The sequence below is a fragment of the Deinococcus aquatilis DSM 23025 genome (genome assembly GCF_000378445.1).
GTDB classification, from domain to species: domain Bacteria; phylum Deinococcota; class Deinococci; order Deinococcales; family Deinococcaceae; genus Deinococcus; species Deinococcus aquatilis.
Map to the genome: position 1 here is coordinate 54,898 of NZ_KB899695.1, position 13,459 is coordinate 68,356.

The 13,459-nt window shown below is 62.8% G+C and carries 13 protein-coding genes; 9 read left to right on the forward strand and 4 right to left on the reverse strand.

Annotated elements, in window-relative coordinates:
• The first annotated feature begins 238 nt into the window (after positions 1–238).
• Both F561_RS0100280 and F561_RS0100285 read left to right on the forward strand, forming a co-directional pair.
• A complete protein-coding gene (locus F561_RS0100280) occupies positions 239–1,087 on the forward strand; it encodes a TIGR00282 family metallophosphoesterase (protein WP_019007932.1) in 849 nt (282 codons plus the stop codon).
• Entirely contained in the window at positions 1,071–3,596 is a 2,526-nt protein-coding gene (locus F561_RS0100285; RefSeq protein ID WP_019007933.1) for a phosphoenolpyruvate carboxylase, read from the forward strand. Before F561_RS0100280 ends, F561_RS0100285 begins: the two co-directional genes overlap by 17 nt.
• A gap of 187 nt (positions 3,597–3,783) precedes the next feature.
• Here F561_RS0100285 and F561_RS0100290 read toward each other — a convergent pair whose 3' ends face one another.
• Together F561_RS0100290 and F561_RS0100295 are read right to left on the reverse strand one after the other, a co-directional pair.
• On the reverse strand, positions 3,784–4,308 hold the full coding sequence (locus F561_RS0100290; RefSeq protein WP_019007934.1) for an NUDIX domain-containing protein: 525 nt from the start codon (positions 4,306–4,308) through the stop codon (positions 3,784–3,786).
• Positions 4,309–4,336: 28 nt separating this feature from the next.
• A complete protein-coding gene (locus F561_RS0100295) occupies positions 4,337–4,861 on the reverse strand; it encodes a hypothetical protein (protein ID WP_157451426.1) in 525 nt (174 codons plus the stop codon).
• 134 nt (positions 4,862–4,995) lie between these two features.
• On the opposite strand from F561_RS0100295, the gene F561_RS0100300 reads away from it, so the two are divergent.
• Both F561_RS0100300 and F561_RS0100305 read left to right on the forward strand, forming a co-directional pair.
• Positions 4,996–6,207 (forward strand): ABC transporter permease, encoded by a 1,212-nt coding sequence (locus tag F561_RS0100300; protein ID WP_019007936.1) that lies wholly within the window; start codon positions 4,996–4,998, stop codon positions 6,205–6,207.
• A 139-nt stretch (positions 6,208–6,346) separates the two neighbouring features.
• The gene (locus F561_RS0100305; protein ID WP_026298480.1) at positions 6,347–7,372 is read left to right on the forward strand and encodes a PEGA domain-containing protein; all 1,026 of its coding nucleotides are present in this window, start codon (positions 6,347–6,349) and stop codon (positions 7,370–7,372) included.
• Positions 7,373–7,490: 118 nt separating this feature from the next.
• Here F561_RS0100305 and F561_RS0100310 read toward each other — a convergent pair whose 3' ends face one another.
• Together F561_RS0100310 and F561_RS0100315 are read right to left on the reverse strand one after the other, a co-directional pair.
• Positions 7,491–8,075 carry an NUDIX hydrolase gene (locus F561_RS0100310; RefSeq protein WP_019007938.1) on the reverse strand — a complete coding sequence of 195 codons (585 nt, stop codon included), beginning with the start codon at positions 8,073–8,075 and terminating at the stop codon, positions 7,491–7,493.
• Positions 8,072–8,710 carry a MazG family protein gene (locus F561_RS0100315; RefSeq protein ID WP_019007939.1) on the reverse strand — a complete coding sequence of 213 codons (639 nt, stop codon included), beginning with the start codon at positions 8,708–8,710 and terminating at the stop codon, positions 8,072–8,074. The genes F561_RS0100310 and F561_RS0100315 overlap by 4 nt, the downstream gene beginning before the upstream one ends.
• A gap of 238 nt (positions 8,711–8,948) precedes the next feature.
• Here F561_RS0100315 and F561_RS0100320 point away from each other — a divergent pair, with 238 nt between their 5' ends.
• The 5 genes from F561_RS0100320 (at position 8,949) to F561_RS0100345 (ending at position 13,311) form a co-directional block, all read left to right on the forward strand.
• Positions 8,949–9,419, forward strand: coding sequence for a hypothetical protein (locus tag F561_RS0100320; protein WP_019007940.1), 471 nt, complete (start codon positions 8,949–8,951; stop codon positions 9,417–9,419).
• A gap of 527 nt (positions 9,420–9,946) precedes the next feature.
• On the forward strand, positions 9,947–10,663 hold the full coding sequence (locus F561_RS0100330; protein ID WP_019007942.1) for an SDR family oxidoreductase: 717 nt from the start codon (positions 9,947–9,949) through the stop codon (positions 10,661–10,663).
• 253 nt (positions 10,664–10,916) lie between these two features.
• Positions 10,917–11,348 (forward strand): SsrA-binding protein SmpB, encoded by a 432-nt coding sequence (smpB, locus tag F561_RS0100335; RefSeq protein WP_019007943.1) that lies wholly within the window; start codon positions 10,917–10,919, stop codon positions 11,346–11,348.
• The gene (locus F561_RS24395) at positions 11,345–12,763 is read left to right on the forward strand and encodes an N-acetylmuramoyl-L-alanine amidase (protein WP_051096775.1); all 1,419 of its coding nucleotides are present in this window, start codon (positions 11,345–11,347) and stop codon (positions 12,761–12,763) included. Before smpB ends, F561_RS24395 begins: the two co-directional genes overlap by 4 nt.
• Before the next feature lie 5 nt (positions 12,764–12,768).
• Positions 12,769–13,311, forward strand: coding sequence for a GerMN domain-containing protein (locus tag F561_RS0100345; protein WP_026298481.1), 543 nt, complete (start codon positions 12,769–12,771; stop codon positions 13,309–13,311).
• Positions 13,312–13,459 lie beyond the last annotated feature (148 nt).

Genomic DNA, 13,459 nt, shown 5'->3' on the forward strand with positions numbered 1-13,459 from the left:
GTACATTGAACAAACTGCCAGTTGTTCCGCTCATAAGTAATCAACTGGTCAAAAAAATTGATCGCAGACAAAGTTGGGAGAATATTTAATTCTCAATAGACCCTTTACATATTGCCCCAGCAAGATCAAGCAAGAGGATGCCCTCAGCAACAAGTCGGCCACAGGCGATTTGGTCTGGTTTGGTGTCCGGACTACACAAAACGTCAGCTTGAGTAGGCGGCTGCGCTAAGGTACGGCCATGCTTCGTGTGTTGTTTGTGGGAGATGTCTATGGTCAACCGGGACGCCGTGTCTTGGCCGCTCATCTCCCCACCTTGCGGGGGCCGGACGGCCTGAAAAAATTTGATTTCACCATCGTGAATATGGAAAACGCGGCGGGCGGCTTCGGGCTGCACCGGGACGCCGCCGAATCCGCGCTACGGGCGGGCGCAGACTGCATGACGCTGGGCAACCACGCCTGGCACCACCGCGATATTCACGCCCTGATGGCCGATGCCGAAAGTTATCCCATCGTGCGGCCCCTGAACTATGCCGACCCCGCGACCCCCGGCGTGGGCTGGCGCACCTTCGACGTACCCACCCGTGTGGGCGGCAAACCCGGCCCCACAGAGCGTCTGACGGTGATTAACGTGCTGGGCCGGGTGTTTATGGACGCCGTATCGAACCCCTTCCGGGCCATAGACGAGGTGCTGGAACTGCCGAATCTGGGCAGCATTTTTGTGGATATTCACGCCGAGGCCACCAGCGAAAAGGCGGCGCTGGCCTGGTATCTGGATGGACGGGTGGCCGCCGTGATCGGTACGCATACCCACGTTCCCACTGCCGACACGCGTATTTTGCCAGGTGGCACGGCTTTTCAGACCGATGCGGGCTTTACCGGGCCGCACGACAGCATCATCGGGGCCGCGCCCGAAGGCCCCATTCAGCGCTTTCTGACCGAACGATCTTACCGCTACGCCGTGGCCGAGGGCCGGGCCGAACTGAACGGGGTCGCGCTGGAGTTGCAAGACAACCGCGCCCTGAGCGTGGAGCGTTACCGTTACCTTGAAGCAGACCACCGGGAGGACGACTATGGGCATTCGCAATGATGTAAATCTGCTGGGGCGCACGCTGGGGCAAGTGCTGAAAGAACAGGAGGGCGAGGCGTTTTTCGATCTGGTGGAACGCACGCGGTCTCTGGTGCGGGACGTGCGGGGCGGCGGCGACGATACCGCGCTGCGCGGCCTGATCGCGGGCCTGAACGAGGCCGATGCGGGCAACCTGACGCGGGCCTTTACGTGGTACTTCCAACTGGTGAATCTGGCCGAGGAATACGAGCGGGTACGGGTGCTGTCGGGGTCGCAGGGCACGCGCCCACAGAGCATAGAAAGCGCACTGATGGAGCTGAAAGCGCAGGGCCTCAGCGCCGACGATGCCGAGAGCTTGCTGGCCCGCTTAGACCTCGGCCTGACCTTCACAGCCCACCCCACCGAAATGCGCCGCCGGACCATCCGTAGCCATCTGGTGGAGGTGGCCCGCGCCATTCCCGAACTGCACGGGCAAGACGAATCGGCAGTCGAGCGCGTGGCCGCCCACGTCGAGGCCATGTGGACGACCCCCGAACTGCGCCGCCTGAAGCCCACGGTTCTGGATGAGGTCAAGGGCGGCCTGAATTACGTGACCTCTATCGCACAGGCCCTCCCGGCCCTCCAGCGCGATCTTCAGCGGGCCTTCCGCACGGTGTACGGGCGCGAGACGGCGGCCCACGTACCCCTGAGTTTCAGTTCGTGGATGGGCGGAGACCGCGACGGCAACCCCTTCGTGACGCCGCAGGCCACCCGCGAGGCGCTGGAAGTTCACCGCGAACGGGCGCGGGAAGTCCTGCTGGGCGCGATCAAGCAGGCGTATGCCGATCTGAGTCAGGAGGGCGCGGGGGAAGAAACTGGGCAGGAGGCGGCGGGCAGCTACCGCGAGGAACTGCGCGACCTGCACAACTCGGTGCGCGACGGATTACCCGTGGAGCTGCTGCCCCGGCTGGAAGCCCTGCGCGAGCGCCTGCACGCCGAGGGCCAGCAGCGCAGCGCCGACCAACTGCTGACGCCCCTGCTGACGGTCGCCCGCGTGTTCGGGCAACATCTGGTCAGTCTGGATGTGCGCGAACACAGTGCCCAGACAGGCGCGGCTGTGGCCGAACTGCTGAAGGCCGCGGGCGTGGAGGCCGACTATTCGGCTCTGCCCGAACACGCCAAACTCGAACTGCTGACCCGCGAACTGCGCTCTCGCCGCCCGCTGTGGCCCGCTGGCGAGGCCCTGACCGACACGCTGGAAACCGCCATCGGCCCGATTCGTGAGGTGCAGGCAGCCACCCGTTTGGTCGGCCCCCGCGCTTTCGGGCATTACGTGATCAGCATGTCCGAAAGCGTGTCGGACGTGCTGGAGCCGCTGTTGCTGGCCCGTGAGGTGGGATTTGGCATCCTGCCTGTGCCGCTGTTTGAAACCCTGGCCGATCTGGAACGTGCCCCGCAGGTGGTCTGGGAACTGCTCTCACTGCCCGAATACCGCGCCGTATTGGGCCACAACGTGCAGGAGATCATGCTGGGCTATAGCGATTCCAACAAGGATGCGGGCTTTCTGGCGGCCAACTGGGCTTTGCACGAGGCGCAGCGCAAGATCAGCGACGTGTGCAGGCGGGCGGGCGTGCATTGGCGCTTTTTTCACGGGCGCGGCACCAGCATCGGGCGCGGGGGCGGGCCTGCTTCCCGTGCCATTCTGGGCCAGCCTGCCGGAACCATCGACGCCGGAATCCGCATCACCGAGCAGGGCGAAGCCTTGGCCGACAAATACAGCCACCCCGTCTTGGCCCGCCGCAATCTGGAACAGGCGTTGTATGGCCTGATGCTGGCCGCCGCCCGCCCCGCCCTCGACCCGCCCGCTGAGTGGATGGACGCCCTAGACCGCGCCGCCCGCGTGAGCGCCCGCGCCTACCGCACCCTTGTCGACGACCCAGATTTCCTGCCCTTTTTCGAGCGGGTCACGCCCATTCACGAAATTGCCCGCCTGAACATCGCTTCCCGGCCCGTGCGCCGACCCGGTGCGCCCACCCTGGGTAACCTGCGGGCCATTCCGTGGGTCATGAGTTGGACCCAGAACCGCGCCAACTTACCCGGCTGGTACGGCCTGACCGAAGGCATCCGCGAAATCGGGCTGGAGCAGGCCCGCGCCATGTACGCCGACTGGCCTTTCTTCCGCACCGTGCTGGACAACAGTCAGATGAGCCTTGCCAAAAGCGACCCACTGATCTTCAGTGAATACCTGACCCTGCTGGACAGCGGAGACGGCACCGCAGAAGGCAGCGCCCGCCTTGCCGAGCACCTGAAGGCCAGCTACCACGACGCCGTGGAAGCCGTGCAGAGCGTGATCGGCGCGGAGCTGCTGGGCAACGAACCCCGCCTGCGCGAAAGCATCGCCCTGCGGAATCCGTATATCGACCCGATTCACCGCATTCAGGTGGAACTCCTGCGCCGGGCCCGCGCCACCGCAGATGGTCTGGACGAATACGAACGCCCCCTGCTGCTGAGCTTGCAGGGTGTGGCGGCAGGGGTACGCAATACGGGGTAAAAATAGCTATTGATTCCTACCGAGGTGGGCAACGTCGTGAATGTTGGGCGACTCAACCCCCCCGTTGCTGACGCAACGCCCCCCCTTAAAGGTGGGGACAACAGCTCTTTTGCGCTCCCCTTAAGGGGGGCTGGCGGTGAAGCCGACTGGGGGGTTATGCCCTGAACGTTGCTTAACCCAGCAGAGATCAAGCCGAGCTTGAAGATAAAGATTGCTGGCCCACTCTCAGCTCTTTGTGGAGCGGGCTTTTTATAGAGCGGGCCAGCAACCAATGTTCCGCCCACTGTGCAGGCTGACCACGCAGCGGGGGCAGGCTCTTCGCACCGAAAAAAGCCAGTTCAGCCCCCTCTATGCCGTCTGCAACAGGTGTGCCCTGCCAATGCGTGACGTGGTACACCGCCGTATAGAAATAGGCTTCGTCTCCGTTGGGTAGCCGACGGTGAGGCGTGACCAGCAGCTCAAGCAAACTGGATTGCAACACTTCCAGCCCTGTTTCCTCGTGCACTTCCCGCGTCATGGCGTGCTGGGGCGGTTCTCCAAGCTCGCAGAGGCCACCAGGCAATCCCCACACCTCGCGCCCTGCCAAGCGCTGAAGCAACACTTCCCCCGCATCGTTTAGCAAAATTCCAGCGGCTCCCATCAGATTCACCGGGCTGGTGCCGATCATCCGGCGCAGAGAAGAAATGTAGTCCTGCACGGTGCCAGCAGTCACTGCTCCTCCCGTGTCTCCCGCATCCTCCTTACAGGCGGCCCCGGAAGCGAATGGAGCTGATCTTGATCATTTCGTCGGCAGCCAAGTTACCTTCTAAAATTCTGGCCCCCAAATACAGCGTGCCGTCTCGCACAGCCTGATCCAGAATTGGATTTTTGAGAGAAACCGACTGGGCACTATTGGGACTTACAAGCAGTTCTGTGAGGTACTCGCCGCCTCCCGGCCCTTCGCACAGCAGCGCTCCGGTAAAACCTTCTCGGCTGGATTCAATCTGGGGGCAGTCGGGCCTGTGGTTGAGGGCAAAGAATTGTAGCCGCAGCCGTGGAGAGGTTCCGTAATACGTGCCTACGGCATCAAAAGTCACCTGCTGATAAGGCAGCTTGGGAATCTTGAGGTACTCCAACTGATTGGCGTCCATGTAGGCCACCTGAGAAGGCTTGAACGGCCCCAGATCATTGACCACGTAAAGATCGTTTCCCGTCTGTTCGGGCAAGGAAATCAGGCCACAGGCGGAGAGCAGAGGCGCAAGCAGCAACAGTCGATGGAATCTCATAACTGACCCCCACTCTACTTGCTGGATGTGCGCTGGATGACCGCAGATCCAGCAAGTTCTCTGGAAGCCTGTTCGGTTCGGCCCTTTCGCTGCTCGTCCTTGCTTCTCCAGAGTTTCGGATAAGCTCTAGCCTCATGCCCGCTGCCTACCCGACACCCAACCGCACTCCTCCCACCCGCGCCCGCGTGCCCGATCTGGCATGGACGCTGGCGCGGGCGCACCTGTCGCGGCGGCGCACACAGAATGTACTGACGATTCTGGGGATTGCCGTGGGCGTCATGGTCCTCATCGCCGCCCTCAGTCTCACCAACGGCTTTACCCGCTCGCTGATCGACGCGACTTTGCGGGCCAGCCCTCACCTCAGTATCACGTCTTTTGCGCCCCAGCCACGCGATCCGGCGCTGGAAAAGGTGATGGCCGCCAACAGGGAAGTTACAGCAGTCACACCCTTTCTGACCGATAAGGGATTGCTGACCCGGCCTGCCAGCGGTGGTCGCAGCGCAGGCGTGGATTTCGCCACCCTGTTCGGCGTGCAGCCCAGTGCGGCGCAGGTGCTGCAACTTCAGCCGGAAGAAGGCAAACTGCTTTCTGACCTCAAAGACGGCGAGGTGATGCTGGGCGCTTCGTTGGCCCGCAGCGTGGGTGCGTTTACAGGAGATGAGGTCAGGCTGCTCAACAGCACCCAGCGCCGCGCCACCCTGAAGGTGAAAGGCGTGTTCAGCACGGGCAATTACCTGATCGATAGTGCCTATGCCTTTACCAATCTGGGCACGCTGCAAGCCCTGCAACAGACCACCAATATCACGGGCTATCAGTTGCGGCTGCGCGACCCGGCCACCGCGCCCGCCGTCGGCTCGGCCCTCACCCGCACGCTGCCCTACTCGGCGCTGCCGTGGCAGAACCTGTACGGCACGCTGCTGGATCAGTTGGCACTGCAAAAACGGGTCATTGCCTTTGTGGTGTTCCTGATCGTGATCGTGGCGGCGTTCGGGATTGCCAATGTGCTGACGCTTGCCGTCTTTGAAAAGACGCAGGAAATTGCCATTCTGCGGGCCATCGGAGCCACCCGCAACCTGATTACCCGTGTGTTTGTTCTGGAAGGGCTGGTGCTGGGCTTCAGCGGCCTGCTGCTGGGCAATCTGCTGGGCCTTGCCATCAGCGCCTACTTCACGGTGCGGCCTTTTCAGTTGCCGGGCGACCTGTACTTCATCACGGCCCTTCCGGTAGAAGTTCGCCTGACCGACCTGTTGTGGGTCAATGCCGTGGGTCTGGGAACGACCATGCTGGCGGCCCTGATTCCGGCACGGCGGGCTGCAAATGTCGAGCCAGCGCGGATTATTCGCTGAGACCAGTGAAGGTAAGCAGTGGGCATCAGGTGACAGTTACCTTCCTGACCGTGGGCTGAAGCACTATTAACGTTGTGGTGTGGGTTGCTCATGGGGCGTCAAGTGAGTGCCACTAGTCTGCTTCTCGGAGGTACCACCCATGAAAAAACTTCTAATGATTCCCGCCGCGATGCTGCTGAGTACTGCCGCCGCCGCCCCCAAGATCAGCGCCCAGAGCATTATCGTGAACCCCACCCAGCCTGACCTGAGCGTCAGCGTGCGTGTAGACAAGGACCAGAGCGGCAACGCCAGCCCCAACTACCGCGTCAACGAGCCGATCCGCATCAGCACCAGCGTGAACCGTGACGCCTACGTCTACCTGTTCAACCTTGACTCCAGCGGCGAAGTGACCCAGATCCTGCCCAACCGCATTTCTGGCAACGAAGCACTGGTCAAGGCCAACACCACCCGCGTCTTCCCCGCTGCTGGCGACAACTTCACCTTCAGCGTAGACGGCCCCATCGGCCTGAACAAGGTCCTGGCTCTCGCCAGCCTGACCCCCCTGAATCTGGACCAGATCAGCTCCTTCAAGACCCAGCAAGACCAGTTTGCCACTGTGGCCGCCAAGGGTCAGGACAAGCTGGCGCAGGCCCTGAGCATCGTGGTCAACCCCCTGCCCCAGAACAGCTGGGTCAGCGACACCGCCTTCTTTAACGTCGTCGGCCAGACGCCTATCCAGACCGGCAGCCTGTTCGTGGGCACCAACGTCTCGGGCAGCACGGTCGTTCTGAACGGCCAGAACCTCGGCGCGGGCAACACCACCTTCAGCAACCTGCGCCCCGGAAGCTACCCCGTGCGCGTTCAGGCCCCCGGCTTCCGCGACTACACCACCACGGTGTCCATCCGCGCAGGCAGCACCACCAACCTGAACGTCGAGTTCGCTCAGGTCATCGCTCCCGCACCCACCCCGGTCAACCAGTTCACCATCGCTATTCGTAGCAACGTGACCGGCGCACTCGTGTTCGTGGACGGACGTCAGGCAGGCACCATCCAGAACGGTGGCCTGAGTGTGGGCGTTGCCCGCGGCAGCCACGAGATTGTTCTGATCGCCCCCGGCTACACCACGTTCGTCAACACCTACAACGTGCAGCAAAACGGCCAGATCACCATCAACCCCACCCGCTAAGCCGCAAGGCTGGCCCAATGAATGGACGGCAAAAGCTCCTCACCTTCGGGTGGGGGGTTTTTTGTGGTTCGGTAGAGCCTATGCCTTATCCGCCGTATCCCCAGCCCTGCCCTACACCCTACTCTGGCCCCTGCGTCAGCAGATCATGCAGAATTCGGGCGGTCATGCCCCAGATGTCATGGCCCTGCCAGGGGTAGCGGTACAGAATCACGGAGGTGCCGTCAGGCAGGGTGCGACGCTCCCGGATCACCTGCAGGGCGCGGAGTTCGGCCAGCGTGGGCAGAATGATCTGGGCCACTTCAGCGGTGGGGATCAGATTCAGTTGCGCCGGGACACGCGCCAGTACAGGCGTGACATGAAAGCCGATGGGCGTGAACACATCGTCAAGCTCCCCCAGCACTTCGGGCAGGTGGGGAGCCAGACCCACTTCCTCGTCGGCCTCGCGCAGGGCGGCCTGTAAGGGCGTTTCTCCGGGTTCGAGGCTGCCACCGGGAAAGGCGATCTGGCCCTTGTGGGTGGGAAGGTCGGTCGAGCGTACCGTGAGCAGCACGCGGGGATCAGGTTCGCGGGTCAGGGCCACCAGCACAGCGGCGCGGCGATACTGGGGCAATTCCAGGGGCTGACGGGTACGCCCACCGAGCCACACGGCCCAAGGGTCGAGCTGGACTGCGTCGAGGGGATCAGTGAGGATTGGGTCGGTCATAACGGCTCGGGCAGCGCAGCCAACGCCGCGTGTGTATGGACACGTAGGGCCACTTCAGGATCGATGCCCAGCCCCCGCGCCCACGCCACCACTGCGGCCAGAGCTTCGGCCACACCTGCCTCGGTGGGAGCGGCAGTCTGAAGGACCGACAGCGCTCCTGACCGTCCGGCAGCGTCTGTCAATCTGGGGCTTTTCGCCAGCTTCTGTGCCTGGGTTTCGCGGGCCAGCGCACCCAGCGCAGCGGGTACATGATCAGCGGCGCTGCGAGGTTTTCCGCCCCGCTCGGCGGTTTTGATGGCCTGCCAATTGGACACCACTTCGGCGCTCGTATCTGCCGTCACGTCTGCAAAAACGTGCGGATGACGGCGCACCAGCTTGTCTACGATGCTGCGCTCCACATCGGCATAGGCAAAGGTGCCCTCCTCCTCGGCGATCACCGAATGGAAGGCCACCTGCAGCAGCACGTCGCCCAGTTCGCCCGCCAGTTCCAGGCGGTTGCCGGAGGCCACAGCATCGGCGGCCTCGGCAGCCTCTTCCAGCAGATAGGGGCGCAGCGTCTCGTGGGTCTGTTCTCTGTCCCAGGGGCAGCCGTCCGGGGCACGTAAGCGGCGCATGATTTCCAGCAATTCCTGCATGGCCCAGTCTAGCCTGCCTTCTCCCTGACTCCCTGTACTTGGCTCGTTCCCTTCCGGTCACCGCCGAAGGTGAGAAGAAACGTGAGCAGGCCAACCTTCCAGTCTCCATGCTTTTGGCTGCACCCACCGCCCTTCCTTACACGTCAGTCCTCTCCCTGCTGACCCAGGCTGACGCGCCTGCCCCCGGCCCTCACGCTCAATTCACGGTGAGTCAGACAAGCTGTGATGGAGTGGGGACATGAAGACCCCGATTCTGTCCTGCACCCTCCTGGCCGCCCTCACATTTGGCGCGGCCAGTACCGTGACCCCAAGCCCGGCCCCGGCCTGGACCCATGAGGGGCTGGCCGCCGCCACCTACGTGATCCTGGAACCCCGCGTAGAGGGCAACATCAACCTGGTGGGAGCCGATCAGCGTAAAAGCATTCTGGAAGCCATGAAACGTGACTCGGCAGGAGCCATCACCCGCCGCTACCCCACCGCCAAGATTGCAGCCGACGGTGCTACCCCCGGCGCAATTCGGGTAACGCCGACCTTTATCGCCCCCCGGAGCCTAGTGCCCTGGGCCAAACTTGGTGGGCGTCTGGATTTCGAGCTTCCGAGCGGCCAGAAGGTATCGCTACGCGAAGATTTCGGCATCAGCATCCTGCTGCAAAAACGCTCAGAATTCGTCAATTACATGTACGACACGGTTGCCAAGCAACTTCCCTGAAGCGGGGCACTCAGGAGACGATCAGCAAGAGTCACTCCCCGCCCCGTCTGAGCTTCGCCCTCATCGGCAGGTGTAAAGCACCCATTCGGGTGTAAGGTTTTCCGGATCTGGGGGCAAAGTTTGTAAGAAACTTGGCATAAGATGCTCCGATTCTTATGTTCCAGTTGATAGATCTGCCCCTCCCTTCACGTCTGAAAGCCTCTCATCTGAAAGAAGCCTCGTCGTTTCTCCGAAGGCGTAACCACACCTATCTGCGGAGATGTGTGGGAATCAGCCTCACAAAACGCTGGGGCTGGATCGTTGCAGTCTCGGTTCTGGGGTTGGGATCGGGCCTTAGCTCATCAGTGGGCCACGCCCTGTTGACCATGCTGCTGAGTGCCGCCGTCATGATCATCGTGATCACCGTCCGTTCTGTCCTGCGCCACCGAAAGGACTGGCAGGCTCACGACAATCCCATCAGTCCATTTTTAAGGCGTCTTTAGGTCGCCTGTCCCTTCCGTGCTGAACCGGCGTGTTAGCGTCCGGGCATGACTGAACCGACCACCACCCAGAAAAGCGCCTTCGTGACCGGAGCCAGCAAAGGCATCGGCCTGGCTGTGGCGCACGCCCTGGCCGCACAGGGCTACGCCGTGACGCTGACCAGCCGCAAGGCCGACGAGGTGGAAGCTGCCGCCGCCGCTGTAGGTTCCGGCGCACGGGGGGTCGTCTGTGACGTCAAAGATCACGCCGCCCTCGTGCAGGAAGTAGACGCACACGTGGCGGCCTTTGGCGGTCTGGACGTGCTGTTCGTGAATGCAGGTGTGGGACACTTCGGCAATATTGCCGACCTGAGCATCGAGGAATGGCAGGACGTGATCGACACCAACCTAAGCGGCGCGTTCTACACCATCAAGGCGGCGATTCCGGCCCTGAAAGTGCGCGGTGGATACATCTTCACGCTGTCCAGTCTGGCGGGCAAGAATCCCTTCGCAGGCGGCGGAGCCTACAACGCCAGCAAGTTCGGTCTGAACGGCCTCTCGGAAGTGCTAACGCTGGACCTGCGCGAACACGGCATCAAGGTGACCCAGATCATGCCCGGCAGCGTCGCCACCCACTTTGCAGGCCACACCCCCGACGACCAGAAGGACGCCTGGAAAATTCAGCCGGAAGATATTGCACAGCTCACCGTAGACCTGCTGGACATGCCCGCCCGCACACTGCCCAGCCGGGTGGAAGTGCGCCCCAGCCGTCCGCCCAAGAAATAATCCAAAAACAATAGAGAACAACTTCACCCGCTCTGTACCGGAACCCACCAGCCCGGCACGGAGCGGTTTTTCTATTCCGTCTGTGCCTCCCACTTCACCTGGCCCGCCTTCCCTCTTCTACCCAGATAAACTTTCATCCTTCTGGGAACAGAAATGCAGATTACGCGGTGACCACGCCTTTCCCGCTGAATGCTGATCCGCCCACGCTCACAAAACGCCTCACCCGACCGGAATTCATGTCGGCCCTGCTAGAATGCCCGGCGTGTACACGAATCGCCGCGCTCATTACGAGTACGAGTTGCTGGAGCGCTTCGAGGCGGGCATCAGTCTGACCGGAAGCGAGGTCAAAAGCGTGCGGGCGGGCGGAGTGGATTTCCGCGACGCCTTTGCACGCCTGACAAATGGAAATGTAGAACTGGAAGGGCTATACATTCCGGTCTATACGCAGGCGACCTACAACAACCACGAACCCCGCCGCACCCGCCGCCTTCTGCTGCACCGCCAGGAGATCATGAAACTGAAGCGGCAGCTGGAGCAAAAAGGCCTGACACTGGTGCCCACCCGCCTGTACGCCAAAGGCCGGGTGTTTAAAGTAGAACTGGCGCTGGCACGTGGTAAACAGCTGCACGACAAGCGCCGCGCAGAGGCCGAAAAAACCGTGCGCCGGGAACTGCGGAACCTGTGAGGAGGACGACGTGGGCCGGACGGTGGCAGCAGTCACGGCCTCTGTTGCTGTCAGCGGCGCTGCTGTGTGCGGGCATCGCAGGGGCGCAGGTGGCCCTCACACGCCTGAATCTGGCCGGAGCGCAGGTGCAGAGCATCGGGTTGTACGGCGCGGAATACGCCAGCCGCGACGTACTGAGCCGCCTGCTGACCATCGAACAGGACGGCAGTGTGGTGCGGGTGGAAGGCTACGGCCACACGCTGCTGCTGCCCATAGATGAGGACAATCAGCGGGCTACGACTGCCTTCAATACCGTACAGCTTGATACCGTGCGGGTCACGGGCCGCACTGCGACATTGGTCAACGGGAATCTGTATCTGCCGCTGGACACGCTGGCAAGGGGACTGGGGGCCAGCTACGAACTGGGCAATTTCCGGGTGGCCGCACCCAATCTACAGGGCGTCAGCAGCCGGGCCGGGAAGGATTCCGACCGACTGGTGCTCGACCTGACGCGGGACGTTCAGTTTAAAGACGAGCTGCGCGGCACCACTGTTCAGATCACGCTGAGCGGCCTGAAAGGCGAGGCGAGGCGCTACACCACGCGGGGCGCATTCGTACCCACCGCCGAAGTCAAGGCGCAGGGCAACGATCTGGTGCTGAGTTTTGCCCTGCCCCCCGGCAGCGGTTACCGCGTGTACCGGGTGGTCAGGCCCGGCGGGGCGCGGGTGGTCGTTGACGCCGGGCCGGGCATTCCGCGAAACACTGTGGCCCTGCTGGACCGGATTTCTCGCCCGCTGATCGTGCTCGACCCGGCCCGCGTGGACGGCCTGGGCCGCGACGTGACCCTGGATGTGGCCCGCCGCGCTGCCGAGCTGCTGGCAAAAGCGGGCTGGCAGGTTAAGGTGACGCGGGAAACCGGCACAGCGCTGGGCCTGAACGAAAAGCTGACGCTGGCCCGGCAGAGTGACGTGTTTCTGGCCCTCGATCTGGGCCGTTTTCCCGGCACCGGGCGCGGCGGCGTCACAGTCTACGAGCAGACGGGGCGGGCGGGCGCACAGATTGTCAATACGCTGCGGGCCGGAAGCACGCCGCCCTACGGTTCTCTGGTCGTGGGCGGTGCGGGCGGGAGCCGACGCCTCAGCGAGCTGCTGCGCGGTGAACTGCGCGGCGGCGGCATCACGGCCAAGCAGGACAGCGTGTCGCGCCTGCTGACGCTGGGAGAAGCGCCTCAGGCTGCCCTGCTGCTGGAACTGGGCTGGACAGGCAACGCCGCCGACCGCGCCAATCTGGGCACCGAAGCCCGCCTGCAGGCGATGGGCGTGGCGCTGGCCCGCAGCGTGGCAACCTACCTGACGGCCCGCGCCAACAATGCCAGTCAGTTGGGGGCAGCGAATCAGGGCACCCAAGGTCAAGCAGCGCAGGGAGCCACCCAGTGAACGCCATCAAACGTCTGTTTTCTCTGTTCAATGTGGTGGCGTTGCTGCTGCTGATCGCCGCATATCTGGCCTATGAGGCCGTACAAAAACCGCCCATGACACCCGCCGCGCCGCAGTTGCAACTGGCCCAGCAGCGCGACGTGAAAGTCAAGGTGTACTACAGCGACGCGCAGGTTCAGAACATGAAGGCCGAAACCCGCACCGTACAGGTGACGCAGGAAAACCCCGGCGCACTCGCGCAGGCGGCCCTGAACGTCTGGGCCAAGGGGCCGAGCGCGGCGGGCAATCTGGCTGTGGTACCCAAAGGAACTGCCGCCCCACGCGTGTATATTCGCGGCGCACATTATTTCGTAGACCTGCCCACCGCCTACCAGAACCTGAAGTACGGCAGCAGTGGCGAGCGCATTTTGCTGTGTACCATGACCCGGACCCTGCTGGAAACGCGCGGCGAGGACGTGACCTTTCTGGTCAACGGTCAGGACGTGGACACGCTGGGCCACCTCGATCTGCGGGAAGCTTTTACGCGGCAGGACTGCGCCGATCAGTAGGCACCGGCTGTGTCTGGGCCGTGAGCTGTCGGCCCTCAGCCTTACGCCATAATTTCTAAGCTCTTCCAACGCCAACCCGACCAGCTCCATCACTCGAATTTCTCATCATTCCCGCTCGAAGCTTCAGACTCGAAGCCCTGCGCTCAGG

Excerpts from the sequence above, each read along its gene's own strand:
- F561_RS0100280 (WP_019007932.1), top strand. The coding sequence starts at position 239 with ATGCTTCGTGTGTTGTTTGTGGGAGATGTCTATGGTCAACCGGGACGC.
- F561_RS0100285 (WP_019007933.1), top strand. The coding sequence starts at position 1,071 with ATGGGCATTCGCAATGATGTAAATCTGCTGGGGCGCACGCTGGGGCAA.
- F561_RS0100295 (WP_157451426.1), bottom strand. The coding sequence starts at position 4,861 with ATGAGATTCCATCGACTGTTGCTGCTTGCGCCTCTGCTCTCCGCCTGT.
- F561_RS0100300 (WP_019007936.1), top strand. The coding sequence starts at position 4,996 with ATGCCCGCTGCCTACCCGACACCCAACCGCACTCCTCCCACCCGCGCC.
- F561_RS0100305 (WP_026298480.1), top strand. The coding sequence starts at position 6,347 with ATGAAAAAACTTCTAATGATTCCCGCCGCGATGCTGCTGAGTACTGCC.
- F561_RS0100310 (WP_019007938.1), bottom strand. The coding sequence starts at position 8,075 with ATGACCGACCCAATCCTCACTGATCCCCTCGACGCAGTCCAGCTCGAC.
- F561_RS0100315 (WP_019007939.1), bottom strand. The coding sequence starts at position 8,710 with ATGCAGGAATTGCTGGAAATCATGCGCCGCTTACGTGCCCCGGACGGC.
- F561_RS0100320 (WP_019007940.1), top strand. The coding sequence starts at position 8,949 with ATGAAGACCCCGATTCTGTCCTGCACCCTCCTGGCCGCCCTCACATTT.
- F561_RS0100330 (WP_019007942.1), top strand. The coding sequence starts at position 9,947 with ATGACTGAACCGACCACCACCCAGAAAAGCGCCTTCGTGACCGGAGCC.
- smpB (WP_019007943.1), top strand. The coding sequence starts at position 10,917 with ATGCCCGGCGTGTACACGAATCGCCGCGCTCATTACGAGTACGAGTTG.